At 55.0% G+C, this 23,829-nt stretch carries 21 protein-coding genes and 1 tRNA gene; 13 read left to right on the top strand and 9 right to left on the bottom strand.

What is annotated here, in order from left to right; all coding sequences use genetic code 11:
* Positions 1–105: 105 nt before the first annotated feature.
* Positions 106–942, bottom strand: coding sequence for an HNH endonuclease family protein (locus GP473_RS09600; RefSeq protein ID WP_343061440.1), 837 nt, complete (start codon positions 940–942; stop codon positions 106–108).
* Positions 943–985: 43 nt separating this feature from the next.
* The gene (locus GP473_RS00255) at positions 986–2,203 is read right to left on the bottom strand and encodes a glycosyltransferase family 87 protein (protein WP_186276925.1); all 1,218 of its coding nucleotides are present in this window, start codon (positions 2,201–2,203) and stop codon (positions 986–988) included.
* Positions 2,204–2,317: 114 nt separating this feature from the next.
* On the opposite strand from GP473_RS00255, the gene GP473_RS00250 reads away from it, so the two are divergent.
* The gene (locus tag GP473_RS00250) at positions 2,318–3,340 is read left to right on the top strand and encodes an ABC transporter substrate-binding protein (protein WP_186276924.1); all 1,023 of its coding nucleotides are present in this window, start codon (positions 2,318–2,320) and stop codon (positions 3,338–3,340) included.
* A 16-nt stretch (positions 3,341–3,356) separates the two neighbouring features.
* Positions 3,357–4,169 carry a PaaI family thioesterase gene (locus GP473_RS00245; RefSeq protein WP_246394807.1) on the top strand — a complete coding sequence of 271 codons (813 nt, stop codon included), beginning with the start codon at positions 3,357–3,359 and terminating at the stop codon, positions 4,167–4,169.
* A 142-nt stretch (positions 4,170–4,311) separates the two neighbouring features.
* On the opposite strand, the gene GP473_RS00240 is transcribed toward GP473_RS00245, so the two are convergent.
* The 3 genes from GP473_RS00240 to GP473_RS00230 form a co-directional block, all read right to left on the bottom strand.
* The gene (locus GP473_RS00240) at positions 4,312–5,031 is read right to left on the bottom strand and encodes a hypothetical protein (protein ID WP_186276923.1); all 720 of its coding nucleotides are present in this window, start codon (positions 5,029–5,031) and stop codon (positions 4,312–4,314) included.
* Positions 5,032–5,467: 436 nt separating this feature from the next.
* Positions 5,468–5,809 carry a transglycosylase family protein gene (locus GP473_RS00235; protein WP_246394806.1) on the bottom strand — a complete coding sequence of 114 codons (342 nt, stop codon included), beginning with the start codon at positions 5,807–5,809 and terminating at the stop codon, positions 5,468–5,470.
* Between the two features lie 325 nt (positions 5,810–6,134).
* Positions 6,135–6,290 (bottom strand): hypothetical protein, encoded by a 156-nt coding sequence (locus GP473_RS00230; protein WP_186276922.1) that lies wholly within the window; start codon positions 6,288–6,290, stop codon positions 6,135–6,137.
* 44 nt (positions 6,291–6,334) lie between these two features.
* Between GP473_RS00230 and GP473_RS00225 the strand changes: the two genes are divergently transcribed.
* Both GP473_RS00225 and aztD read left to right on the top strand, forming a co-directional pair.
* Positions 6,335–6,928: a dihydrofolate reductase family protein gene (locus GP473_RS00225; RefSeq protein WP_186276921.1), complete on the top strand. Its 594-nt coding sequence runs from the start codon at positions 6,335–6,337 to the stop codon at positions 6,926–6,928.
* 294 nt (positions 6,929–7,222) lie between these two features.
* Positions 7,223–8,500, top strand: coding sequence for a zinc metallochaperone AztD (gene aztD / locus GP473_RS00220; protein ID WP_425488604.1), 1,278 nt, complete (start codon positions 7,223–7,225; stop codon positions 8,498–8,500).
* A gap of 174 nt (positions 8,501–8,674) precedes the next feature.
* Here aztD and GP473_RS00215 read toward each other — a convergent pair whose 3' ends face one another.
* The 3 genes from GP473_RS00215 to GP473_RS00205 form a co-directional block, all read right to left on the bottom strand.
* Entirely contained in the window at positions 8,675–9,421 is a 747-nt protein-coding gene (locus GP473_RS00215) for a DoxX family protein (protein ID WP_185770613.1), read from the bottom strand.
* A 150-nt stretch (positions 9,422–9,571) separates the two neighbouring features.
* Positions 9,572–10,849 carry an MFS transporter gene (locus GP473_RS00210; RefSeq protein WP_246394805.1) on the bottom strand — a complete coding sequence of 426 codons (1,278 nt, stop codon included), beginning with the start codon at positions 10,847–10,849 and terminating at the stop codon, positions 9,572–9,574.
* Positions 10,850–10,960: 111 nt separating this feature from the next.
* The gene (locus GP473_RS00205) at positions 10,961–12,079 is read right to left on the bottom strand and encodes an MBL fold metallo-hydrolase (RefSeq protein WP_185770612.1); all 1,119 of its coding nucleotides are present in this window, start codon (positions 12,077–12,079) and stop codon (positions 10,961–10,963) included.
* Positions 12,080–12,376: 297 nt separating this feature from the next.
* Between GP473_RS00205 and GP473_RS00200 the strand changes: the two genes are divergently transcribed.
* The 3 genes from GP473_RS00200 to GP473_RS00190 all read left to right on the top strand — a co-directional run bounded on the left by GP473_RS00200 (position 12,377) and on the right by GP473_RS00190 (position 14,953).
* Positions 12,377–12,871, top strand: coding sequence for a hypothetical protein (locus tag GP473_RS00200; RefSeq protein WP_186276920.1), 495 nt, complete (start codon positions 12,377–12,379; stop codon positions 12,869–12,871).
* A 139-nt stretch (positions 12,872–13,010) separates the two neighbouring features.
* Positions 13,011–13,613, top strand: a complete 603-nt coding sequence (locus tag GP473_RS00195; RefSeq protein WP_186276919.1) for an RNA polymerase sigma factor — start codon at positions 13,011–13,013, stop codon at positions 13,611–13,613.
* Positions 13,610–14,953 carry a hypothetical protein gene (locus GP473_RS00190; protein ID WP_186276918.1) on the top strand — a complete coding sequence of 448 codons (1,344 nt, stop codon included), beginning with the start codon at positions 13,610–13,612 and terminating at the stop codon, positions 14,951–14,953. Before GP473_RS00195 ends, GP473_RS00190 begins: the two co-directional genes overlap by 4 nt.
* A 173-nt stretch (positions 14,954–15,126) precedes the next feature.
* On the opposite strand, the gene GP473_RS00185 is transcribed toward GP473_RS00190, so the two are convergent.
* Positions 15,127–15,209, bottom strand: a tRNA-Leu gene (locus GP473_RS00185).
* 609 nt (positions 15,210–15,818) lie between these two features.
* Here GP473_RS00185 and GP473_RS00180 point away from each other — a divergent pair.
* From GP473_RS00180 to GP473_RS00155, 6 genes are all read left to right on the top strand, one after another.
* Positions 15,819–16,937 carry an FHA domain-containing protein gene (locus GP473_RS00180; protein ID WP_186276917.1) on the top strand — a complete coding sequence of 373 codons (1,119 nt, stop codon included), beginning with the start codon at positions 15,819–15,821 and terminating at the stop codon, positions 16,935–16,937.
* A 153-nt stretch (positions 16,938–17,090) separates the two neighbouring features.
* Positions 17,091–17,603: an FHA domain-containing protein FhaB/FipA gene (locus tag GP473_RS00175; RefSeq protein WP_185770604.1), complete on the top strand. Its 513-nt coding sequence runs from the start codon at positions 17,091–17,093 to the stop codon at positions 17,601–17,603.
* A gap of 16 nt (positions 17,604–17,619) precedes the next feature.
* Positions 17,620–19,215: a PP2C family protein-serine/threonine phosphatase gene (locus tag GP473_RS00170; protein ID WP_186276916.1), complete on the top strand. Its 1,596-nt coding sequence runs from the start codon at positions 17,620–17,622 to the stop codon at positions 19,213–19,215.
* A 3-nt stretch (positions 19,216–19,218) separates the two neighbouring features.
* On the top strand, positions 19,219–20,658 hold the full coding sequence (locus GP473_RS00165; protein ID WP_186276915.1) for an FtsW/RodA/SpoVE family cell cycle protein: 1,440 nt from the start codon (positions 19,219–19,221) through the stop codon (positions 20,656–20,658).
* Positions 20,655–22,103 (top strand): penicillin-binding transpeptidase domain-containing protein, encoded by a 1,449-nt coding sequence (locus GP473_RS00160; RefSeq protein WP_185770601.1) that lies wholly within the window; start codon positions 20,655–20,657, stop codon positions 22,101–22,103. Before GP473_RS00165 ends, GP473_RS00160 begins: the two co-directional genes overlap by 4 nt.
* Positions 22,100–23,785 (top strand): serine/threonine-protein kinase, encoded by a 1,686-nt coding sequence (locus tag GP473_RS00155; RefSeq protein WP_246394804.1) that lies wholly within the window; start codon positions 22,100–22,102, stop codon positions 23,783–23,785. Before GP473_RS00160 ends, GP473_RS00155 begins: the two co-directional genes overlap by 4 nt.
* Positions 23,786–23,829 lie beyond the last annotated feature (44 nt).

The following is a 23,829-nucleotide window of genomic DNA, read 5'->3' as shown; positions in this document are numbered from 1 at the left end:
CACTCCTGACCCCGCCAGACCAGATAATGGCCACGACAAGCGCCGGAGCCACTGTAGATAAAAGTAAAGGCCAACTCTCTCAAGAAAGTCGGCCACTACCAACCGTCAGCACTGATCCAACTCGCGAATCATTGCGTCGTGTTCCGCAGGGGTAACCCATAAGCCATACTTGGCTTTTACATGAATCTGCCTACTCACGTACTGGCAGCGGAAATTCTTGTTCGGCGGAAGCCAAGTCGCCGCGTCTCCTGCACCCTTCTTCTGATTCTGCGGCCCATCGACCGCCAGCAAATTCTCTAGATCATTGCCGAACTCCTCCCTCCGCTCGGGCGTCCACCCCTGAGCCCCCTTTTGCCACGCATCAGCCATCGCCACCACATGATCAATTTGCACCAACGCGGAGGTTTCCTGTCCACGGACGAAGTTAATGGTCTGCCCCGTGTACGGATCATGCAGCACGCCACTCAGCACCTTGCAACCGCCCGGCGCATCCACATCCTGTAAATCACGCGCAAGCACATCATTGCGCTGATCACAGCCATTATGGTCAATGTCTTTCCACCGCTGACCAAACTGATCACGCGAATATCCCTGCTTTGGTGCGCGGCCTTTAATTTGCAACGTGCCCAACTCTTGACGTGCCAAGGCACCAGGATCCCCCGAAGCAGGCTGCTCTGGGCCGTTCTGCTCAGCAGCGCTACCTTCCGGATCTTCTGAAGCCTCCCCCACACCCATCGCTTCGCCGCCACCCTCTGAGAAAGAAGATCGCTCTGATAGCTGTGCCGATGTCCGCGCAGCGTCTGGCGGAACCTGGCCCTCACGCTCACCGCACCCCGCAAGTGCTATGCCGGCGGCGACAATGGCTGCACACAGGGCTATACACGTAGCCCCTAGAGGGTTATTGCCTTCCATGCGATAACGTGTGTGACTTCTATTCGTCATGCACCCACCCTAATAAACCATCAAGACATCACCGATGGGCTCCTCAGTTGTCACATTTCGCTACTGGCTTGGCTCTTCCCGCAGAGCACAACAACACGATAAACAGCACCAGGCCAGTCAGCCCCTGAGCATTGCCGATGAAATATTGCGGGAACTTGAAACTATAAAACGGCTGTCCTTCCGGATACACATCGTGGAAGCCACAAAAGTGGGCAACAAGGCTGATCACAATGAACAAAGCCACCCACCTATTGATCGGGCGGAACAGCAATGGCAGCAGCAAGACAATTCCAGCCCAGTGATGCGTCACAGCCAACGGTCCAGCCAATACGATCCCCAGGATCACCAGCACCAACGCATGCATTGGATGTCCCGCTCGTTCAAAACGCCATGCCCCCCACACGCACAGAACGGCAATAAGAACAAAGCCCGGCTTCATGATGGCCAAAGCGACATGCTCGTCTACACCTAGACGAGCAATTAGTCCAGTCAAAGACTGGTTCGGTGGATATGGAGGAGGTCCGCCACGCTCCGATGAAAAGAACTCAGTGGTCCAGAAGTACACCGAGTCGTTCACACGAACCACAAAACCAATCACAGCCGTGAGGAAGAAGAACAGGAAAGAGCGCAGCAGTGACCAATAATCCTTACGCACCAAAAAAACCAACGCAAACGCTGCCGGGGTGATCTTGATTCCCGCCGCAACTCCGATGCCAATACCACGAATCTTCCGTGGCGTGAACCCCAGCACATCTGCGGTAACGAACAAGATCAGAAAAATATTGATCTGGCCATACATCACGTGCGAGCGAATCGGCTCCAAAGCAAAAGCACAACCAGCCAGTCCCAGTGCCCATAGGAAGGAGCCCCGCAAACCCATTCGCTTCGTCCCCATCCACACAACGAGGAACACCGCCGCATACGTGCACAGTGTCCACACAAACTCCATCGTCTCTTCATCCATCCATGCCAGAGGCACAAACAGTAGGGCGGCAAACGGAGGATAGATGAAGCGGAAACCACTGCGCGTGGGGAAAGCATCCGAATAAAAAGGATCTCCGTTGAGCAATGCACGGCCGGCATCCTGGAACACACCAACATCCAGCAGATACTGAGTTTCAGCGTGCCGAACACCGCGGGTCACCATGATTGCGCCAATAATCACTCCCGCGATCAGAATGAGGGGCTGTACCAGGCGCAGCCAACGCGGATACGTTCCCAGTGCGGCGGCCTGTTCATCAACCGAAAATCTACTTGGCATATCAGCAACAATAACCACAGCCGGATCTATCTAGCGATCTATTCGGCCGGAGTAAACCTGTGAATCTTTTCAGGTTCAACGGTCATACACACAGCAAGTAGATATAATCCCAGCATGACTTTTGCTTCCAAAACACGCCGCGCACTCGCCGCCGCGCTCGCTGTCAGCGCCGTCACCTTCGGCACTGTGGCCTGCAGCGACGCCACCAACCACACCAACGCCGAAGCCAACAACTCCACCATCACGATCACGCATAGCATGGGACAAACCGACGTTCCTAAGAATCCCAAGCGCATCGTGACGATGTCTTCGACATGGACAGACGCCCTCATGTCTCTTGACGTACCGATCACCGCTGAAGTGGTATCCACCTCCATGAATGGTACGCAGCGCTTCCCATGGCAAGATGCTTCCGCGTTCACGGACACGGAACGGATCGAATACGGCATGGATATGAACGACGTCTCCATCGAGAAGATCCTGGCTTTGAAACCTGACGTGATCCTCGCGGGTTGGGTACCGGACAAGAAGTTCTATGACCGGCTCAGCGACATTGCCCCCACAGTGCCTGTGCTTCAAAAGGATACTGGTGTGGATGATTGGCACGAGATCACTCGGCTAGCCGGTCGCATCACCGGCAAGGAGGAGCAAGCCGAACAACTCGTAAAAACCGTCGACGACAAATTTGCCGAGAATAAGAAAGACTTGCCAAACCTTCAAGGCAAGACCTTCACCTGGGGAATGTACGTCGGTGGATCTTTCAGCGTGGTGGCTGATCAAAACGACCCATCCAACGAAATCCTCTCCTCCTTGGGTATGAAGGTGCCAGAGAAGCAAGTTCAGGCGGCGAAGGGTGATGCACGCACCTCCATCTCCGCGGAAAACGTCGACCTGCTCAACGCAGATTTCATGCTCATGTGGGCTATTGACGGCAACCCAGATAATGTCCCCGGCTATAAAGAATTGCCCGTGGTGAAAGACAAGCGCACCTTACGTATCGGCGAAAATGAATCGAACGCCACTTCCCTGTCATCTGCGGCATCCCTGATGTGGGCAATGGATCGCATCATCCCTGCGCTAAAGTCCATCAATGACGGCACGGCGGTGCAGCAACTCCCCGATGTTGCATCTCTCTGATCAAGGGGCTCTACCCATGAATTCCACAAATAACACTTTTCTCCACTCACTGCTGAATAAGCCGAAGAAGCTCATCACGGATGTTCAAGCGGCGCTCCATGACCTTCCCGGCACACTCACCGCTCAGGCAATGGAAGATCCGAAGAAGCTGCAGCGTCTGATGAACATCTGGCCACCATTACTTGGCTCAGGTATTCGGATCACTGAGATTTCGGAAGATTGGCGTCGGGCAAGGGTGGAGCTGAACCTGAAATTCTGGAACGCCAACATGCATGGAGCGGCATTCGGCGGCGCGCTCTATTCCATGACTGATTTCCTTTTCGGCGGCATCGCCGCACGCATTATGGGCAAGGAATTCGAAGTATGGACTCGGACAGGTAAGTTCCAATACCTGGCTCCTGGGCGCGATGGAGCCTACATGGATATCGAGTTCACTTCAGAGCATGAACAGTGGGTACGCGAAACCATCGAACAAGATGGGTACTGCAACGTTGCCTACACCTGTATGGTGATGAATCGCGATGGGTCTGTGGCAGGCATCGGGCAGCAGGATATGCACGTCCGTCCGCGCGGTGGTGGTCAACGCGCAGAACAACCGCAGCAGGCGAAACGACCTCGCGGAATGGTGCTGGAAGCGATGGCAACCACTCTCATCTGGCACGCGTTCAAAGAACAGCCAGAGGTGCTGACCGTTTTGATGTCAGAACAGCGACGCATCCCTCACCCTAAAGAACAAATGAAACACGTCTGCAAAGCTGTGCTGGAAAAATCCAACAAGACCCGGGACGATCTGCTGGCGCTGGATATTCCGGAGGAATACCTGCCGTAGGGGTTCCATAGGCGAGCCGCTCCCCCCGGCGGCTCCCGGCTACAGAGTTGTATTGAATACAGCCCCTAGTCCGTATCGGCTTACACCCTAGTTCATACCGGATACCTACGGACGACACGGATGAGGCATAGTCACATCGGAATTAGCGGCGTATTGTCACATCGGCGGCTTCGATGCGAGCACGCGTCGCCAGTGCTGTAGTCGCTGTACCGATGATCCCAGTCAGTGTGATGAGAGTAGTCCAATCGCCATCAAGTAACCCACCGAATAATACCCACACCACCGCGGCTACCACGGCTAAGGCGATCACGGCCAAACCGAATAGGTGCTCATTACCAGTGCCCACAACCGGTATGTAGAGCAGACCAGCAAATACACCAACCAACCCAGCAATAGCTCCAACCACGATTGCCTCACCTGGAGTGCCCATACTGTAGGAGCCGCTGAATTGACTCACGATGAGATCCACCACAAAAACGGCAGCGAACGTGACAGCCGCAGCCAAGATGCCAAGCACGATGAGGTTGACGATGACCTTCTTGGCATCAAAACGCCCAGCGATCAAACCGGAACGATCCTGCTTACCCCAGTTTTGTGGACGCCCTTGAGACCCTCCCTGAGGAACACCCTGTGGGCTCCGCGGGGCACCCTGGGGGCCAGGACCGTAATTCTGCGGATACCCATTCCGTGATCCACCGTAGTTTGGGCGACCATTGCCGTACCCGTTATAGCCATCATAGTTTTGCTGAGGATATTCCCGACCCTGACCCTGATAGTCACCCGAGCCTCCCTGATGAGGGTTGAACTGCCGAGTCTGGTCGTCATAATCGGCGTAGCGATCGTAGTTATGTGGGTTACTCATTGTCTTCGCGTTCCTTTCATGAGGAAGTCATCTACGCCAATATCGCAGTTACCATGTTTGGTTTCTACGTTCACACGTTTCCACGTGCTTATACACCGGCGTTCGCCTCGCGTTCGTCCTCCGATGCTACCGATTCCTCCGGCAGTTGTAACTTCCGTCCCACAAGTCACCACACACATGCCAGTTTCGCCATCGCACAAATGCAGCTAGAAGGAGGGTGGAAACCATCGCGAAACTCTCGCTCATGCTCCTGACAGCTTTCCCTACCCGTTGCGCGGGGCATACGCCCTGCACCAAGTAAAACGCTCGGCAAGAGATTCTCACACCTCTGTCTCCCACGGGTGTGAATCTCTTGTCGAGCGTCGACGAAACTCAGACTGAGCAGAAACAGCCAACTCTCATTTGGTAGCCAGGTGCCTCTCACTCGCTGTGTAAATTAGCCACCTGCTACGGGACCACCACAATTGGGCCACGCGCCAGCTCCCTGTGATGCCAAAACCTTTTCGGCAATTTCAATCTGTTGTTCCTTAGTTGCCTGGTCAGCGGTTGGCGCATACTGCTGGCCACCAAAACCACTCCATGTACTAGCGGAAAACTGCAGACCACCGTAGTAACCGTTGCCGGTGTTGATGTGCCAATCGCCACCGGACTCACATGCTGCCACTTGATCCCATTGTGAGACAGTTGCCGCGCTAGCGCCTGGTGCTACTGCGAGTGCTGCGCCGGCTGCAATTCCTGTACCGATTAACAGATTGCGTGCAGTCTTTATGGAAGTCATCAGGTTATGTACTCCTGCGTATCTCGTTGATTTTGCTCGAGTGATCGTGCTTGTCTTCGAGGCGGGAATGCTTAACCGAGGGCGTTCCTCGGCACCCATGGCGTGCCAACCTACGCGCTCTCCCCCAGGGTTTGTCAAGCCTTAGGTTGCGTGTTGCACCCGGGCCCTCCCCTTATGCGGATACCTTGACGCGTTGAGGATTGCTAACAAAAGTAGTTTGTCAATGGTTTTGTCGCCGGTTTTGTCATCGATTTTGTCTAGGGTTACTAGCAAAGCAGTTTTCACTCCAGCAGTATGTTTCTTCAACCCGATGTCACACTCAATGTCACAGCCACGGATTGAGTGGCCGAGCGCCAGCAGACTGTCTGCGTGACTGCTCCACACCGCATTCACCACCTACCGCAGTCAATCCACCACCCTCCGCACCAACCTGAATCAACACCCGCACCACCACACCAACCACCACCGTCACACCCCGCACGCTGTTTATCCCTCGTTGCAGGGTTACTACTACGGAGCACCATCATGACTCGTCGTCTCACCGCCACATTGTTCTACTCCATTGACGGCATTGCGCCAGATCCATATAAATTCCAGCGCGATTCCTTCGACGCCGGCCTTGCACAGTTCATCGACGAAAGTATTGAGCACGTCGATGACACCATTCTCGGCCGCACCAGCTACACCGAATGGGCTGATTATTGGCCAATCGTGACCGATGGACCAGACGCGCGCTTCGCCGCATTCATCAACCACACACGCAAACATATTGCGTCGCGACACCTGACTCAGGATGATCTGAACTGGGAGAATTCCACTCTCATCACGGGCGATCTCGTGGAGTATGTACGTGCGCTCAAAGAGACTGAAGGCCGTGACATCGCAGTGCAAGGTTCACTCTCAGTGGTGCGCCAACTAGTTGATGCAGGATTAATCGACACCCTCACGCTGATCATTCATCCCGCAATCGCGGGCAAGGGGCGCGGGTTATTCCAAGGAGCACTGCCGACACGTTTAAAGCTGCACGATGTTCAAACTACCGAACTCGGGAATATTCTCATTACCTATTCGGTGGTCGACGCCACCAAGCCCGGCAACACCTTCCGCTCCGAAGAGTAGGGGCCCGTCAGCGCTGCCCCAAGCACTATCCCGGCCAGTAATCTCATACTTGACTCACGCACGGCACCGGCCGGCAATCCCGCACTCCCCCGCCACAGTCTTCACTGGCAATCACGGTCGTTTTCTACAGTGCAATCCTTCACCCCCTCATATTGATCACGATTGCCAATAGAATACGAAATAGCTACTCTTAAACACCATTATTGTCAATCTTTTTCATTTTCAATAAGGATGTGTCGCAACTTGTCCCTCCGACGAACCTCCACAACGAACACCCGCGCATCGCGCGCCACAATCGCCGGCCGCTCCACCCTGATCGCCCTTGCTGCCACCGGCCTCCTGCTTAGCGCCTGCTCCACCGAAGAATCCACTGATTCCAACAAATCTGACTCCACGGTGACAAACGCCGAGGGATCAGGTGCGGCGTCGGAAGAAAAAGAACAAAGCGCCCCTGAAGAAACAGCAGGCCCAAGCCCGCGCCTGGTTGCCACCTACGACGGCGGAATCCTCACCCTCGACGCTAAAACCCTCAAAGTCATCGATGACACCAAAATCGAAGGCTTCAACCGCCTCAACCCGGTAGGCGATGGGCGCACCGTCCTGGTCTCCACCAAAGATGGCTTCCAAGTATTCGACGCCGGTGCATGGACCGAACCGCACGGCGACCACACCCACAGCTACGTCACCGAGCCAAAGCTCACCAACACCACCTACAAAGCCGAAAAGCCAGGCCACGTAGTTCCCCACGGTGACTCTGTACTACTCTTCGGCGATGGAGACGGCAGCATCCAGGAACTCAAAATCAGCGACTTCCCCAATGCCTACCGCGAGGACAAGCAACCAGAAGTCGTAGAAAAGCACGAAGTCACCCCACACCACGGCGTAGCTATCGCACTCAAGGATGGCAAAATCCTGCGCACCAACGGCAATGAAGACGAGCGTCACACGGTCGTGGTTCAAGATAAGAACGACAAGATCCTCACCAAAACCGATCAGTGCCCTGGCGTTCACGGCGAAGCCGCAGCCAAAGACGCTATCGGCGTAGGCTGCGAAAACGGCATCGTGATCTACAAGGACGGCAAGTTCACCAAGGTCAATGCTCCGGACAAGTACGGCCGCATCGGTAACCAGGCAGGGTCCAAGGTATCTCCGGTCATTCTGGGCGACTACAAAGTGGACAAGGACGCCGAACTCGAGCGCCCTACCCGAATCAGCCTGACCAACACCGACACAGACCAGCTGAAGCTAGTTGACGTGGAAGCATCCTACAGCTTCCGCTCCCTCGGACGTGCCCCTGAAGGCGAAGCTCTCGTCCTCGGCACCGACGGAAACCTGCGCAAGATCGACCCGAACACCGGCCAGATCATCGGCAAGTACAAAGTGACCGACGAATGGCGCGAGTCCGAGACGTGGCAGGATCCGCGCCCAACCCTGTTCGTCCTGGGCAAGTACGCTTATGTTTCCGAGCCTGACGCGCAGAAACTTCACAAGGTAGACATCGCTACTGGCAAGGTCGTGAAGACCGTAGACACCCCTGACGCCCTGAACGAGCTGACAGGTGTCACTGGTTAGTTCCAGTTTGCTTCCGAACTCATTTCGAAAACCAGGCGGTGGCGCCGATTCCCCAGGAAAGGTGGATATCGGCGCCAACCGTCCTGCGTTCAGACTCTCTTCATCACCGCACACGCTCACTGAGCGTCTATACATCAGTGCGCCCACCCACTGAGCATGTGTGCAGATTATTTCTTACGAGTGGTGTGGCCATTGGGTAGTTGGAGCATCGGAATCGATCTGCGGGGCGCGCTGAGGGTGGACACGTGCAGCCCCACCCTCATCAGCATTGAGATTCAGCTGCTCTGTGCGAGCCTCTGAATAGTCATCCTTTGCGACGAAACCACCCTGTAGAGGGGTGTGATGGTTCGCTGCACCAGAATTTGCTGCACCCATGCCAGCGGCAGAGCCAGCGGAGCCCACACCCGGCGCAGGAGTAGGCGTTGGCCTCGCATCACCGGCTGGTGAAACAAAGTCTGCGTCGTTGGATGTGGCAGAGTGCTCCTGGACAGCTGCTTTCTTCTTTGCACTGTGACGCCGAAATGGTGCAGAAAACAGATGATCAAGCGAAATCCGCCCTGCACCAGCGGCTGATAATGCCAACCCTCCGGCGCCGATCACGCCCACCAATTCCCAGCCTCCATTCGTGGCAAAAATTCCCGAATCGATGTGCACGAACCACGCTGCACCGGCCATCTGAACTGCAAGTACCGGACCAACAATCCGGACGAGCAGGCCTATGATCAGCAAAATGCCGCCGGCGATCTCGAAGTAAGTTGTGAACTGAGCTGCCTGCTCAGGCATCGGGACGCCCATACCTGCAAAGTTTCGAGCTGTCCCTTCCACGGTCCATTCATGAAGCTTCTGCCAGCCATGCGCAAGCAACACCACACCGAGAATGACTCGTGCGAGCAACAGAAAGATATCTTTTATAAAGGTCATACTGCGAGCGTACAGCCCCTATGCTGACTCTGTGCGGCTGGTCGGGCGATTGGCGGGTCGGCTGGTTGACAGGTTGCTTGGCTCGCCGCCTGTCCATTCCATGTGGAGCAGTAGCGGGTTGCTCGTGTACGATCCACTGCTGGCCTCTGTCTATCCCGTTGCCCTCGCGTGCACGCTCGCGTTAGCTGTGGCTTTGGCAACAGGGACAATCGACGCCACAGCCACCATCGCCCCGAACACAAACGCCCATTCATAACCAATCGCCGGACCTATGTACGAGAGGATAAATGGCACAAAAAAGCCCGCGTAAGTAAGGGAATAATAGATTGCGGTCGCTGCACCGAGCTCATGGGGTGGAGCGATTTCCTGAACCTCCCGCAACCCCGAGACCATCATGACGCCGTAGCTCGCACCCAACAAAATGGCCGCGGGGAAGACTGAAAGCGGGGAATTACTCAAGGCGACTAACACGGAGGCTCCCATTCCCAGGAAGATCAAAACCAACCCGACAATGGCTGGGGCTACAGTGTCACGGTTTCCCAATCGCTGCGCCCAGGGTTGAACTAGCAGACCTGATCCTAGGGTCAACGCCGCAATCAAACCCGAATAAGCTGATGTCCATTCGACACGAACGAGAGCCGGAAGCACACTGAAAGATGTAGTCGCAGCGCCAAACACCCACGGAGCCCACGCGGCTACTGCCCATAGAAATCGTGGTGTTAGTACTGAGCGTGAGAACAAGCGTCCGCGGAAAATTGCAACACCCCCGGCTTTTCCACCAGTAGTAAGCGCAGCATCATCCCCTCCACCAGCGCTCACACCAACACGCTCGGGACTAGTACCTCCGCCAGCGGTAGCCGTGCTCGGTACTGCCTCCGGAGTATTCCACGCCACGACGGTCACGACGACGATCAACACAATGTGCACCACGTATGGCACAACGTCCGGCGCGGGTAACCACTCAGCGATGCACCCGCTACACAGTGGCCCCGAAGCAAAACCTGCTGTAATCGCGACTGTCGCCCGGCGCGCCGACACCGCCGCCGGCCCAGCGCTAATCTCCTTCAACCAACTTGCGCCTGCAGCCAGCACCATACCCATAGAGGCACCGACCAAGAAACGCCCCACTAGCAATGCACCGAATCCCAGTACCACCCCGGCCAGCAGAATCAGGGAACCGATAGCACTCACAATCATGGCTGGACGAATAACCGCCCGGCGGCCATACACATCAGACAATGGGCCGCTGAGCAGCAGCGTAGGGATTAGACCCAACACATATACCGCGAGGAGAAAAGTCACATGCGCTTGAGTGAAATTGTAGAAGTGCTTATAGGAAGGCATCAGCGCCGAAAATAAATTCGCGCCAAAGCCAACCGCAAACATTCCCAAACTCACACGCACCCAGTCATGCTCTCGTGTCATCATCCACGTGCTTTCTCCCCCGCTCTTTTACCTCGTTCCTTTCCCCGAATCGACGTTACCTCATTCAACTACAACCCCTTTCTCACCGGCACATGACCTTATCCATCTTTAGCGTTAGCGGTTTTGTCCAAAAACTCGCTCCCACCGATCCATCTCTCCGCGATCAATCATCTCGCGGTACATAATGACCTGTCTCAATCCGCTCACCAGCATGCGAGATTGCTGCATTCCCTCCCACCCAAGGGACCAGGTTATTCGGGAGGCTATCTCCCAGATCGACAACTCTGGCTCTTCCATCAAGATGTCACGCACTTCGCGAGCTCGTTGGAGTACGTGGTTAGCGGTTTCGTGGCGTCGAGTGGCGAGGTCAGTAAAGCAATAGCCATGACCGGGTATGACAAGATAGTCATCGAATTCCGCGATAGCCTCCAATGACTCTAGATATTGGCTCAATGGGTTTCCTCCCAACATGCCAATAGACAGGCCGATACCTGGGAAAATGATGGGCATGATCAGATCTGCGGCAATAAGTATCTGCTGTGTGCGATCCACAAAACTCAAGTGCCCGTCGGTATGACCCGGGGTGAGTACCGCTTCCAGAGGGAAGTCCTCCGGCAAGCCCATGTCCACCAGTGTCTCTCCGTGTTCAATCAAGATGTCTGGGGTGTTACGCGGTAAGTACCAGCGGTCGCGAACGTGCCGTACCTCCTCCAGCATCGGTTCAAGTAGACCTTGAGGTGCGCCGACGCCACCAGGTTCGACTGCGAATTTGCCACTACTGTTCGCGGGATCTTCGTGCCCTCGGGCGATGTCAATGCACTTCATCTCCTCAGCACCAATGATCAGGCGGGCACCGGTATGTTCCGCGAGTGGCCCCGCAGCACCAATGTGGTCTGGGTGTGCATGCGTGGCGATAACTGTAGTGACGTCCTTAATGGTGCGGCCACGAGAGCGCAAAAACTCGTCCAGCGGGGCGAACGTGGATCCATCTAAGTCTGTGCGATCAGGCCAGCCGGGATCAATGACGGTCACACCCTCTTTACCGAGGTGAACAGTGGAAAAAACCCAGCTCATCGTGCCACTTCCAGGCATGGTGAGGCCTCTCACCCATAACTCATCGGTTCCGTTTCCGGGGCCCGCATATCCGCCGTTCCGTCCATATATACGTACAGCGGAGGGAGTCTCCCCCGCCAATGCTGACTTATATTGGCAGTCAAAGAGGGGCTTGCTCATGTCAACGCAGTTTACTCACCGTTTATCACTGACAGAGCACATTTTCGCCGTGTTCACTTGAAGGGACATGCGGAACCGTACAGCAGATATTCACTATCACCTATCGTCTAACGAAACTCTCTAGCATGATCCTTTTTTGCGGTCCTCATCGAGATCTGATCCACCCCTCACGTACTTACGCATGCACCGACAGACAATCACTCTTATCCGAAAAATTCTTGTCCCCCTGTAACACGGCAGCGAATTCTGTCACATACAGAGTGACACCAGCATTTTATTTCCACGGAAGGAATCGTCATGAGCAAGACCAATACTCGAATTGCAACAACCTTCACCGGCGTGGGTTTAGCTACTGCAGCAGCAATCCTCGGGGTGACCATCATGACCAATGCACAAGTTGAAGATCCTGCACATTCTCCGCAGGCTGAACCCAGCAACACTGCAAAAACTAGCTCAGACGTCAACCACTCCTCGACAGTGAAAGTGGCGGTTGATGGGCTTGTTAAGCCAAATAGCGAATTGACGGTCTACTCACCCTGCCACCAAGGCGATCTTCGCGCTCAAATCACCAGTTCTTTCGGCGTCGAAGGAAAGATGGGGCCTGCTGCTGACCTACCAGCTCTCGTGGGGTCTATCACACTGCCAAACCAGATCCATCCAGCTAAAGAGGGTAAACCTAACACCATCACCGTGACATGCATTTCAGGTGAGAGCGGCACTGTTACTCTCAACGGTTATAACGAACATGGCGCTGGAGACCAAGAATTATTGGATCTCGCTGCCAAAAAATAACCCCCTACCCGTACATACTGAAATTCTTATTCATGGACCACCCCACGCTGTTGGTTTTCGCTATCAAGGATGATCCCCATGAGACAACTAGCAAGCCCTCACATCTAACGATCCCCAAAGCCACACAGAGTTACCTAACGTGAGCACCCAATCTACGGACGATCAGCGCACTTTCACGCGGACGTATACCCAGGCCTATCCCAAAGTATTGGCATACATGCGGCGCCGTAGCGATATCGACGCCGCGGCCGACCTCACAGCAGAAGTTTTTGTACGTGCTTGGAACTCGCGCTCACAGCTCTTTCACGCACATCACCAACTCGCCTGGCTTTACGGTGTTGCCCGCAACGTTTTGTTGGAGTACTACCGGCGATCCGAACATACGCAGACGAGTCTCAGAACTGACACCGATGACTCCACGTACCTGCGTTCAGAATTCCTCACTGACGTAACCCAAACTAGTGAATCCACTTTCGCCGCCCCTGACGAAACAGCTCTTGTCAACACAACACTTGACATCCGACAGGCGCTTTCCACCCTCGCACCTGCTGATCAGGAAATTCTCACTCTCCACGCATGGGAGGGTCTGGATTCCGCCGAGCTGGCCGAGGCACTGGATATCGGTACCTCCGCTGCCCGAGTGAGACTCCATAGAGCCCGGGCACGGCTTTCAGTGGCGCTCAATGGCGTCGAAGAAGCACATAAAAGCAAGCACACAAACAGCAACAAAGGCGCACGATGACTCACACTAACAAAGGCAACTCCACAAGCTCCTCCGATGCCGAACGCCGCGCACTCAACGCACTTCGTAAAGCCAACCCGGTAATCGACGAATCTCTCAACAGTGCGGACATTGCCCGGCGCGATGCCGTCCTTGCCAAAATCTTCGCCACTTCCAGCACCGACAGCGATGTCTCTGTAACCAGCTCCCGCAATAACGGCGCAGAAACCGAAACCCCTCAAACACCCTCAAGCATTAGTGCATTGGAAGAAGCTCGTATTCGGCGCAACAAACGCAAAGAAAACCGTCTACATACTCAAAACAAGTGGCGGTACCAACCAAAAACCTACTGGTTAGGCCTGGGCTCCGCTGCTGCAGCTATCATCCTCATTGCTGGGGCTCTAGCTGTACCTACTTTACTGCCAGAATCCACTACCCCATCAGCTACTGCATCCGAAATACTCACGCAAGCCGGGAATGCAGCAGCGCAACGTACAAACATAGTTGATACCAAGTCACAAAATTCGCAATACCAACACCGAGTAGACACGGACAAATCAGGGCAGGTAGTGACTAGCCTGCGAGTAACCACCGAAGGAAAAGTCAGTACTAAAACCACCACGTCTACACAACCTGGCGTACAGCTCAACTCAAAGCTCAAGGACCTAGCCACGCGCTACTCGCGATGGAATGGGACTGAACTGGGAGACATCGAGGAGTATAAGTACCAAGAAAATTCCTCTGAGGCTCAACCTTTGGCCACAGATGCCCGACTCATTATCAAAAAGCTCACACTCCCCGGAGTAGACAGTGATGTACGCAAACAGCTATTTGCACAGCTCGCCAATCTGCCTGGTAATGAGGTAGCAACGAAAGCCGCAGTCACTGCAATGTCTAACGACAAAGTAGTGACCATTGATCGTCCCCAAGACAACCTTCGCGTTTCACTGCTACCGACTACTGGCGAAGTGATATCCGTCGACAATCTGTACGCGGATGGCATAACCACCACTATCGACGCCATCGGCATCCTAGGCTGCACGAGCGTAGTCGGCTTAGAAGGACCCGAGGAAATAAGCCTGGCATGCGCTGATCAGAACAACGTACTCACGAACCTAGTCTGGGATCAATGGAACTCTCCTATGGCCACAGCAACAGCCACTGCATGGGTAAACGATTGTGATCCTACCTGCGCCAGTTCCAGAACCAAGCCTTATCCAGTGCGCGTGAAGATTAGTGACAAAGAGAATTGCGGATACAACTTGGACGTGTACTCACGGCTTGAAGTTACTTATACAGGCGAAGAAATCCCGAAATATGAAAAACGCACTGAGGTTCACTCCATCGGCTGCACTGAGTAAATGTCAGGAATTTTCAATAGGCCGTGTGGAAAACTTTGGCCAGGAGCGCCCTTCCTGTGAATACCCCGTTCACGACGTCAAAATATCGCGGTAATGCAGAAACACAAACCGGTGGCCATGAGCTCTAGAGAGTTCACGACCACCGGTTGTCATCAAGCGTGATTCGCTTTCTGTGGGCGAAGGGGGACTTGAACCCCCACGTCCCGAAGGACACTGGCACCTGAAGCCAGCGCGTCTGCCATTCCGCCACTCGCCCGAGTGTCATGCATCCGCATGGTGTCGCACACGTCACTACTGAATGTAATGTAGAGAAAAATTTCTCAACTTCGCAGCTTGCGACAAGGAGAAACTATAGCAGCACCCCCGTTACTCTCACAAAAACGCGTTTCTACCTGCGCAGAACTAGGGAAATAATACGGGTGGCATCGTAAAAATAGGCAAGAAACGAGCACAACAAGCTGACCACACCAGCAACATAAGATGTCACGAGCACCTGCAGTAACAGAAGGGCAGGTCAAACCCCTAACGCCTAACTCAGAAAAAGTCTTCCACACATCTATAATGGGCGCAGCATTCCCTTCAACGGGTTCTGGCCGCCGCACCCCGGTAGTCAAACCCAGTGCAACAGTGCGCAAACCGCACTTCTTCCGTACACGAGGGGAAACCCGGCCAACGGCCTTTAGTCCGCCTGGTCTGCGCACTGCCAGCTTGCGTGAGCGAGCGTGTGCCAAGCGTCTGCCGCGCAAGCGCGTTATGGCAGCTTCACGGCAGCCCAAGGCACACTTTGCCGCACACTTAAGAACGCACCACAGGCCACCAGCGTTACTAGAACCGCTCGACCATTTTTGAAAGGAACGCTCACCCAATGGACCTGTTTGGAAGGTTTCGCAAATTAGACAGCTCGCTGCAACGCGGGTTGGATAATGGCTTTGCGCGCGTTTTCGGCGGCGAGGTTGTACCCGCTGAGATTGACGAACTGCTCAAACAGCAGGCTGAATCCTCGGTAATGATGGATCCTGACGGACACCGCTGGGCACCATGTCACTTCATGGTGAATGTATCCAAGCGCGACTATAATTCCCTGCTGGACAAACACGAGAATCTAGAAGCCGACCTTAGCGACCGCCTACAGCGCTACATCCGCAATTCTGGCTGGCAGACGTACGCAACGGTCACGGTTACTATCGATTCTGATGAGAGCCTCCACTCCGGGCAGCTCAAAGCCAATTCGATGTTCAATGCGCCGCCGGCTCGTCGTAGGCAATCTGAGGAGCGTTCTACAGAGCGTTCGCAGGATTCTAATCCCTCTTCCTCCCACTCTCGTTCCTCATCCCCCGCATCCGATCCTTCTTCCTCCTCTCATTCCTCCGACGCCAACTCTGGGCTCTCCAACATCGTCCGGGAAGCACCGGGTTCTGGCTACTACGTTGTAACTCATAGGCCTGAGGCTCGGGAGGAAGCCGGTGCTTCTGAAGGACACCACACCAAACAGCAGGAGCAACCCGCACAACAAGATAGAGCTGATGCCCAGTGGACGCGGGATAATGAACAACCCCAGGAACGCGACCCACAGCCTTCGGCAACTCACCTAGACTCCAACCGCCCCGTAAGCTACCCAGGCACGGAGGTCATGGCTGAGAATCTGCATAAGGAGGAGCCAGTAACAGGCGCTTCAAGTGAGCCAAATGAGCAGAGAGCTACGGTCACACTGATTTTGCGTGATGGTTCTGACCGCAAATATGTGTTGCACGAGGGGTCTAATCTGATCGGCCGCGGCAATGGTGTAGATCTTCGCATCCCAGATACTGGGGTCTCCCGTCAGCATGCTGAAATCGCGTGGGACGGATACGACGCCGTGCTCACTGATCTCCAGTCAACGAATGGCACATCGGTCAATGAGACTCCTATTGAAAACTGGCTCTTGGCAGACGGTGACATCATTGTGATGGGTCATTCAGAAATTGAAGTCCAGTTCCGGGACTGAGCCGACAGAGCCGTTTTTCTCCACGTCGCTCACCTTGTATTTTAGGCAGTACTCGCTGAACACTCTCCCCTCCGTCTCGCTCGTCTACTAGGCTGAGCGGGGTAACTAGTTGTATCCACTTTTTTCTACCCCTATCGCAAGGAGTTGACTGCTGTGCAGACCACACTGCTGCTGGTAGCCAAGGTCGGCCTGCTGTTGCTGCTGTGGTTTTTCATTTGGATGACCATTCGCGCACTGCGTTCTGATGCCGACCGTGCTTCGGGGCTTCTGTCAGCTGCGCCGGTTGTTGCCGCAGCTCCTTTTGTTCAGGATGACAGTAATGGTGACGGAAGTCGCGGCCGTGGCTTCAATGCTTTTTGGCGCGCTAAGGCGCCTACCTCGCTGACCCTCGTCTCGGGGCCTCTCATGGGCACTCACTTGGAACTTGAGGGATATGAAGAGGTCACCATCGGCCGTTCGCAGAGCGCCACGTTGGTGTTGGAAGACGATTTCGCCTCTGGCCGCCATGCTCGTCTCATCAAACGCGGGCCAGATTGGTTCTTGGAAGATCTTGATTCGCGCAACGGCACGTACATTGGTTCCCAGCGTCTTGACCAACCGGAAAAGCTTTCTGCGGGCATGGAAGTCCGCATTGGTCAGACCCTCGTCCGGATGGAGGGCAAATAAACGTGAGGTTTGACGTATGACCAAGAACCTAACCCTCAACTATGCGGCCTGCTCGGATCGTGGTCTCGTGCGCGGTAATAATGAGGATTCTGCCTACGCGGGACCCCGGTTGCTGGCCCTGGCTGATGGCATGGGTGGTCACGCCGCCGGAGAGGTGGCTTCTACGTTCATGATCCAGGCTCTGCAGCCTCTGGACACTCCACTCATCGAGGATCCGCAGCACCACGAGCGCTTAGAAACACTGCTGCTCACGGCGATGGAAGAGGGTAATCAGAACATCGCCATGCATGTTGATGCCAACCCAACCCTCGCAGGGATGGGTTGTACTCTCAGCGCTCTGCTATTCCGCGGCAGCAAAGTGGGGATGTGCCACGTCGGCGATTCCCGTGGTTACCGTTTGCGCGATGGTGTGCTGCAACAAATCACTAAGGACGATACTTTCGTTCAGTCTCTTGTAGATCAAGGCAAGCTGGCACAGGAGGATGTGTCCAGTCATCCGCAGCGTTCTCTAATTTTGAAGGCGTTGACGGGACGACCAGTTGAGCCCACGCTGGAGACTTTTGAAGCGCAGATCGGTGACCGTTATCTCCTGTGCTCTGACGGGCTATCTGACCCTGTGAGCCCAGACACCATCACCGAGATACTCAAGGGATATCCACCGAATCAAGCCGCCCGGAAGCTTGTGGAAATGGCCTTGCGCGGCGGCGGCCCAGATAACGTGACCGTAGTGGTCGCAGATGTTGTGGAGTTCGACGCCACCAGTGACCAACCGACGGATTCCGATATCAAACTTCCACAGACCGCCATTATGGTTGGTGCCGTCGCTGGTGAGGCCAAGGAAGAGGAGCGCCCGGATTCTCCTGCTTCCCGGGCAGCCGCATTATCAAACCTCAAAACACACCATCATTCTCCAAACAGTGATGCCACGGGGATGGACTCGGCAGAAAGACAACGCCCTCACAAGAAATCCCGAGCATCGAAGAAAAAGGGTAAAGGTCTCCTAGCCGCCCTGGTGATTCTGTTATTGCTCCTTGCTGGATTGGGAACCGGCGGTTATATCAGCTACCAAAAGATCCAGGCGACCTATTACGTAACTACCAATGACAATTCCGACATCGTCATTAATCACGGTATGCCTCAGCCTGTTCTCGGTGTTCAGTTGACCAGCCTCTACCAAGAGATGTGCTTGACTGATGACTCGAAAGTTCTGTTGCTGGGAGCACATTCATCAAGTGACTGCCACCGGTTTTCCACATCGGATCTCACACCAGCAGCTCGTGGGGCTTTAGAGAACTTGCCCGACGATAATTTCGACGCAGTGGTCGCTCAGGTCAATCGCCTCGCAGAACAAACTCTGCCGGTATGCGTGACGCGTAATCCTGCGAAAGAAGACGACACAAAGTCAGACACAAAGGACGGCAAGAATGCCTCCAAGAATACAAATAAAGATGCCGCGAACGGGAACTCCGCAGGCGACAGATCTGACAGCGGCGGTGCTACGACGATAGAAAACAGCCGGGAAACAGACGGACAAAACACGAGGGAGACACAGCGCACGGCAGCTCCGGAGGATCTGACCACGCCAGGCGTCTCATGCCGGGAAGTGAAGTAGGGCATGGCTATATTTCGCCGTAAGACCGAAGCAGCGCTGCTAATCCTTGCTGCTCTCGTTGTAATGGTGGCTCTCATCTCCCTGGAGATTTCCCAGGGCAACGAGCTCACCGGACACGTATTTTTACTGATCGGCGGCTTTGTCGGCATTTTCCTTATCGCGCATCTAGTGATTTCTTTTGTGGCACCGGACGCTGATCAGATCATGCTTCCCGCTGTCGCATTGCTCAACGGCATTGGCCTGGTGATGATTTATCGTCTGGACCTGGCCACTGGGTTTTCACTAGCGAATTCACAGATCATGTGGACCGTCATAGCTGTGGGCATGATGGTGACGGTGCTGATTTTCCTGCGGGACCATCGGAGCCTGGAAAACTACTCATATCTGCTGGGTCTATGCGGACTGATTCTCTCCGCCCTGCCCATCGTGTGGCCGAAGTCCGATCTTAATGCCGACGCAGCCGTATGGATCACCTTAGGACCCATCTCTATCCAGCCCGGCGAGTTCGCAAAGATCATGCTGCTGCTGTTCTTTGCCACATTGCTCGTCAACAAACGCAAACTGTTTACCGTGGCGGGCAAGAGCTTTTTGGGTCTACAATTCCCCCGTCTCCGCGACATGGGACCACTGTTCCTCGTCTGGGGTGTGGCTCTTGTCATTATGGCCCTACAAAACGACTTCGGTCCGGCGCTTTTGCTTTTCGGAACTGTTCTAGGCATGTTGTACATCGCAACGGGACGTGCGTCATGGCTAGTGCTAGGATTCGGTTTGGCCATCATCGGCGCCGTAGGCGTGTACCAAATTTCCGCGAAGATCCAAGACCGCGTCGCTAACTTTGTAGACCCGGTGGCAAACTTCCACGGCAACGGCTACCAGCTATCCCAGGCTTTGTTCGGCATGTCCTGGGGTGGAGTTACCGGTACCGGATTAGGCGAAGGCTACCCGGAAAACGTACCTGTCGCACATTCTGACTTCATCCTCGCAGCCATCGGTGAAGAACTAGGGCTCATTGGCCTGGCCGGCGTGCTACTGCTCTACGTGATCATCGCCTCTCGCGGCTTTAACACAGCAATGATGAACCGCGATTCCTACGGAAAGCTCGTAGCCGGGGGACTGTCATTGACCCTGGTAGTGCAAGTCTTCGTGGTCACCGGTGGTATTTCCCGTCTCCTGCCAATGACCGGTCTCACCACGCCATTTTTGGCTCATGGTGGATCTTCGCTGCTGGCCAACTACATACTGCTGGCCATTCTCCTGCGAATATCCCACTCATCACGCGCAGTCATGGAGGTCAGTGCTGGTGGTAATAAGTGGCGTCGCCATAAAAAGAAGGAAAAGGACACTGCGGCGCCTAACACCGAGGACGAGAATCCACACGTCAACAGAGGCCAGACCGGCCAGGGCTTCAGCGGCTATGGCGAACAGAGAGGAGTACAAGCATGAATCGCGCTATTCGCACAGTCACCATCTTCTCTTTCATCTTGATACTCATCCTTCTCGCCAACCTCACATACATCCAGGCTTTTCAAACCAACAGTCTGGCGCATAACCCGCTTAACTCACGCCAGTTCTTAGCGGCTAAGACCATCAAACGTGGACAGATCACCGCAGGCGGACAAATCCTCGCAGAATCGGCGCTCGGCGACCACGAGATGTACTACCGCGAATACCCCACCAACCCAGCAGCTTACGGCTCCGTGCTTGGTTATCTTTCGGATCGCTACGGTGCCTCTGGCCTAGAATCCAGCCAAAATGGCATCCTCACCGGCGATGATGATTCTCTATTCGCCTCACAGATTTGGGATCAACTGACCGGAAAGGAAAAACGCGGAGCAAACATCGAACTCACCCTCAAACCCAACGTCCAGCAAGTTGCCTACCAACAACTGGCCAACAATGGATACTCGGGATCTGTCGTGGCTATCAAACCATCCACAGGTGAAATTCTGGCAATGGCTTCCACGCCGAGCTTCGACCCTTCACAAATCGTCCAAAAGGACAGTGACGCCGCAGCGGCCGCTTTCACACAATATTCCCAGTCCGAGGGTTCCCCCCTGCTCAACCGCTCCACTCAGCAGACACAGCCCCCAGGATCCACATTTAAGGTGATCACCACCGCCGCTGCTTTGGAAAAGGGCGACGACGCTAATACTCCCGTGACCGGAGCAAATCAGATAACCCTGCCCGGAACAAACACCACCCTGGAGAACTACGGAGGTTCCTCTTGTGGCGGTGGAGGCACTGTGACCCTCCGCGAAGCATTCCGTCGCTCCTGCAATACTGCCTTTGCCGAACTATCCGTGAAGAACGGTATAGATATTTTCCGCAAGACCGCGGAAGATTTTGGTGTCGGTGACAACATCGATAGCCTGGGGCTCCCAGTCCAACCCTCACGGGTGGGTGATATCCCCGACAACGCAGCCCTTGCACAATCCGCTATCGGACAACGCGACGTGGCACTGACTCCATTACAGAACGCCATGATTGCAGCGACCGTCGCCAATGGTGGGGTACGAATGGAACCACACCTCATCTCTAAGGTGTCAGGTGCGGATCTCAAAACCCTGCGCACCATCCGCCCGAAAAAAGCCGGCACGGCCATCAGCAAGGACATAGCCAACCAACTCACCGACCTGATGAAAGATGCCGAGCTCTACGCACACGGCCAAAGCGACATCGCTTCTAAAACAGGCACCGCTGAGCACGGAGAAGATTCCCGCAATTCCGCACCACACGCCTGGTACATCGCATTTTCTCTCACCGGTGATGTTGCCGTGGCCGTACTCGTAGAAAACGGCGGTAACGTGGGCCAAGCCGCAACCGGTGGCTCAGTAGCGGCACCGATTGGCCGCGCAGTAATCAATGCGGCTGTACAGGAGCAGCAGTGACTCAACCAGACCGTACAGACATCGAAAGCATCCAACGCCTCCTCGGTGACCGCTACCAGCTGAGTTGGATCATCGGCCGAGGTGGCATGTCGACCGTGTGGCTTGCTTGGGATAAGGACAAGGAACGCGACGTCGCCGTCAAAATTCTCAAGCCGGAATACACAGAAAACGATGAATTCCGGAAGCGGTTCCGCAACGAAGCCGAAGCTTCAGAAGAATTCCACAGCGACAATGTCGTAGCCACCTATGACTACGGCGAAGTCCGCGGCGACAACGGCGCGATGTTCTGCTTCATCATCATGGAATACGTCCGCGGAGAATCACTAGCAGACGTGCTCTCCCGTGAATCCACCCTGCCGGAATCCCTCGCGCTTGATGTCACCACCCAGGTTGCCCGTGGCCTCCAAACCATCCACGAAGCAGGCATGGTTCACCGCGATATCAAACCAGGCAACCTTCTAATTACTCCTCAAGGAGTAGTGAAGATTACGGACTTCGGCATTGCCAAAGCCGCCGCAGCAGTACCCCTGACCCGCACCGGAATGGTCGTGGGCACCGCCCAATACGTCTCCCCCGAACAGGCGCAAGGCCAATCTGTCCAGGCCGCTTCAGATATTTACTCTCTCGGCGTCGTAACGTATGAGATGGTTGCCGGACACCGCCCATTCTCCGGAGACTCCACCATCTCCGTAGCGATCAAACACATTTCCGAAGCTCCACCGGCTCTACCCGACACGATCTCCGGGCCCATGCGGGAACTCATTGGTATTTGCCTGCGCAAGGACCCACACGCTCGCTTCGCAAATGGCGGGGAACTAGCTGCGGCTACTGAATATGTCCACCGAGGCCAGCGCCCACCGCAACCACATCGGGTACCAGTCAAAGACGTCGCTGTGCAACCCCGCACGGAACAGCTCCAAGCCGTGACACAAAATCCAACCACGGCCGTTCCCCCCGAACAAGGGCCGCAACTTTCCCCAGATACGGCATCATCACACTCCGCAATCGCTCCACCAGTTGTGGCTGGAGTAGGAGGTACCGCTACAACGAGCAGTGAAAACACACCAGCAGGGTCCCCGTCTCCACGAAACTCCGCGATGTCTGGAGATAACTCTGAGCCGCTCGGTACAACAACATCCTCCACCATCAACAACTCTGCGGCAAAACAAGCGCCAGGCGGTTCTCACACCCAGCGCGGTGTCCTCATCGGACTAGGGATTTTGGTACTCGTGGCGCTGGGCGTGGTTGGGTACATGGTGGCGTCGAGTAAAGATGACCACAAGCCAGATTCAGAGCAACCATCCGTGACCCAGGAGCACACCACCGGAGTCACCTCAACCCATTCTGAGCCCACAACTGAAGAACAAAAGACTCACACAAAGGAACCGGAAACCGACACCCGCCAATCAACATCAACCTCGGAGAAATCATCCGAACCCTCAAGCAGTTCCACTAAACCAACAAATTCCCAGCCAACGAGCGAGACGCCGACCAACCCAGGTATCGACGAACCGAACAACCCACCCACGGGGGCGCCGAAACCTATAGAAACACCCGGCAATGGGAACAACGGCGGAGCGCACTCAAACGCTAGCGATACCGCTGCACACAACCAGCCCGGCGCACCCAACACCCCCTCTGCAACGAGCGCTCCTGGGGAGATGATCACAGCCGAAGAATGATCCCCAGCGGCTGGTTGCGCAGAGGTCCGCTGGGCAGACACCCA

Source organism: Corynebacterium anserum (assembly GCF_014262665.1).
Taxonomy (GTDB): domain Bacteria; phylum Actinomycetota; class Actinomycetes; order Mycobacteriales; family Mycobacteriaceae; genus Corynebacterium; species Corynebacterium anserum.
This window is presented reverse-complemented; position numbering and strand designations above follow the sequence as displayed.

Bases quoted from the DNA above. Each gene is read 5' to 3' on its own strand.
- GP473_RS09600 (WP_343061440.1), bottom strand. From the start codon at position 942: ATGACGAATAGAAGTCACACACGTTATCGCATGGAAGGCAATAACCCT.
- GP473_RS00255 (WP_186276925.1), bottom strand. From the start codon at position 2,203: ATGCCAAGTAGATTTTCGGTTGATGAACAGGCCGCCGCACTGGGAACG.
- GP473_RS00250 (WP_186276924.1), top strand. From the start codon at position 2,318: ATGACTTTTGCTTCCAAAACACGCCGCGCACTCGCCGCCGCGCTCGCT.
- GP473_RS00245 (WP_246394807.1), top strand. From the start codon at position 3,357: ATGAATTCCACAAATAACACTTTTCTCCACTCACTGCTGAATAAGCCG.
- GP473_RS00240 (WP_186276923.1), bottom strand. From the start codon at position 5,031: ATGAGTAACCCACATAACTACGATCGCTACGCCGATTATGACGACCAG.
- GP473_RS00235 (WP_246394806.1), bottom strand. From the start codon at position 5,809: ATGACTTCCATAAAGACTGCACGCAATCTGTTAATCGGTACAGGAATT.
- GP473_RS00225 (WP_186276921.1), top strand. From the start codon at position 6,335: ATGACTCGTCGTCTCACCGCCACATTGTTCTACTCCATTGACGGCATT.
- GP473_RS00215 (WP_185770613.1), bottom strand. From the start codon at position 9,421: ATGACCTTTATAAAAGATATCTTTCTGTTGCTCGCACGAGTCATTCTC.
- GP473_RS00210 (WP_246394805.1), bottom strand. From the start codon at position 10,849: ATGATGACACGAGAGCATGACTGGGTGCGTGTGAGTTTGGGAATGTTT.
- GP473_RS00205 (WP_185770612.1), bottom strand. From the start codon at position 12,079: ATGAGCAAGCCCCTCTTTGACTGCCAATATAAGTCAGCATTGGCGGGG.
- GP473_RS00200 (WP_186276920.1), top strand. From the start codon at position 12,377: ATGAGCAAGACCAATACTCGAATTGCAACAACCTTCACCGGCGTGGGT.
- GP473_RS00190 (WP_186276918.1), top strand. From the start codon at position 13,610: ATGACTCACACTAACAAAGGCAACTCCACAAGCTCCTCCGATGCCGAA.
- GP473_RS00180 (WP_186276917.1), top strand. From the start codon at position 15,819: ATGGACCTGTTTGGAAGGTTTCGCAAATTAGACAGCTCGCTGCAACGC.
- GP473_RS00170 (WP_186276916.1), top strand. From the start codon at position 17,620: ATGACCAAGAACCTAACCCTCAACTATGCGGCCTGCTCGGATCGTGGT.
- GP473_RS00165 (WP_186276915.1), top strand. From the start codon at position 19,219: ATGGCTATATTTCGCCGTAAGACCGAAGCAGCGCTGCTAATCCTTGCT.
- GP473_RS00160 (WP_185770601.1), top strand. From the start codon at position 20,655: ATGAATCGCGCTATTCGCACAGTCACCATCTTCTCTTTCATCTTGATA.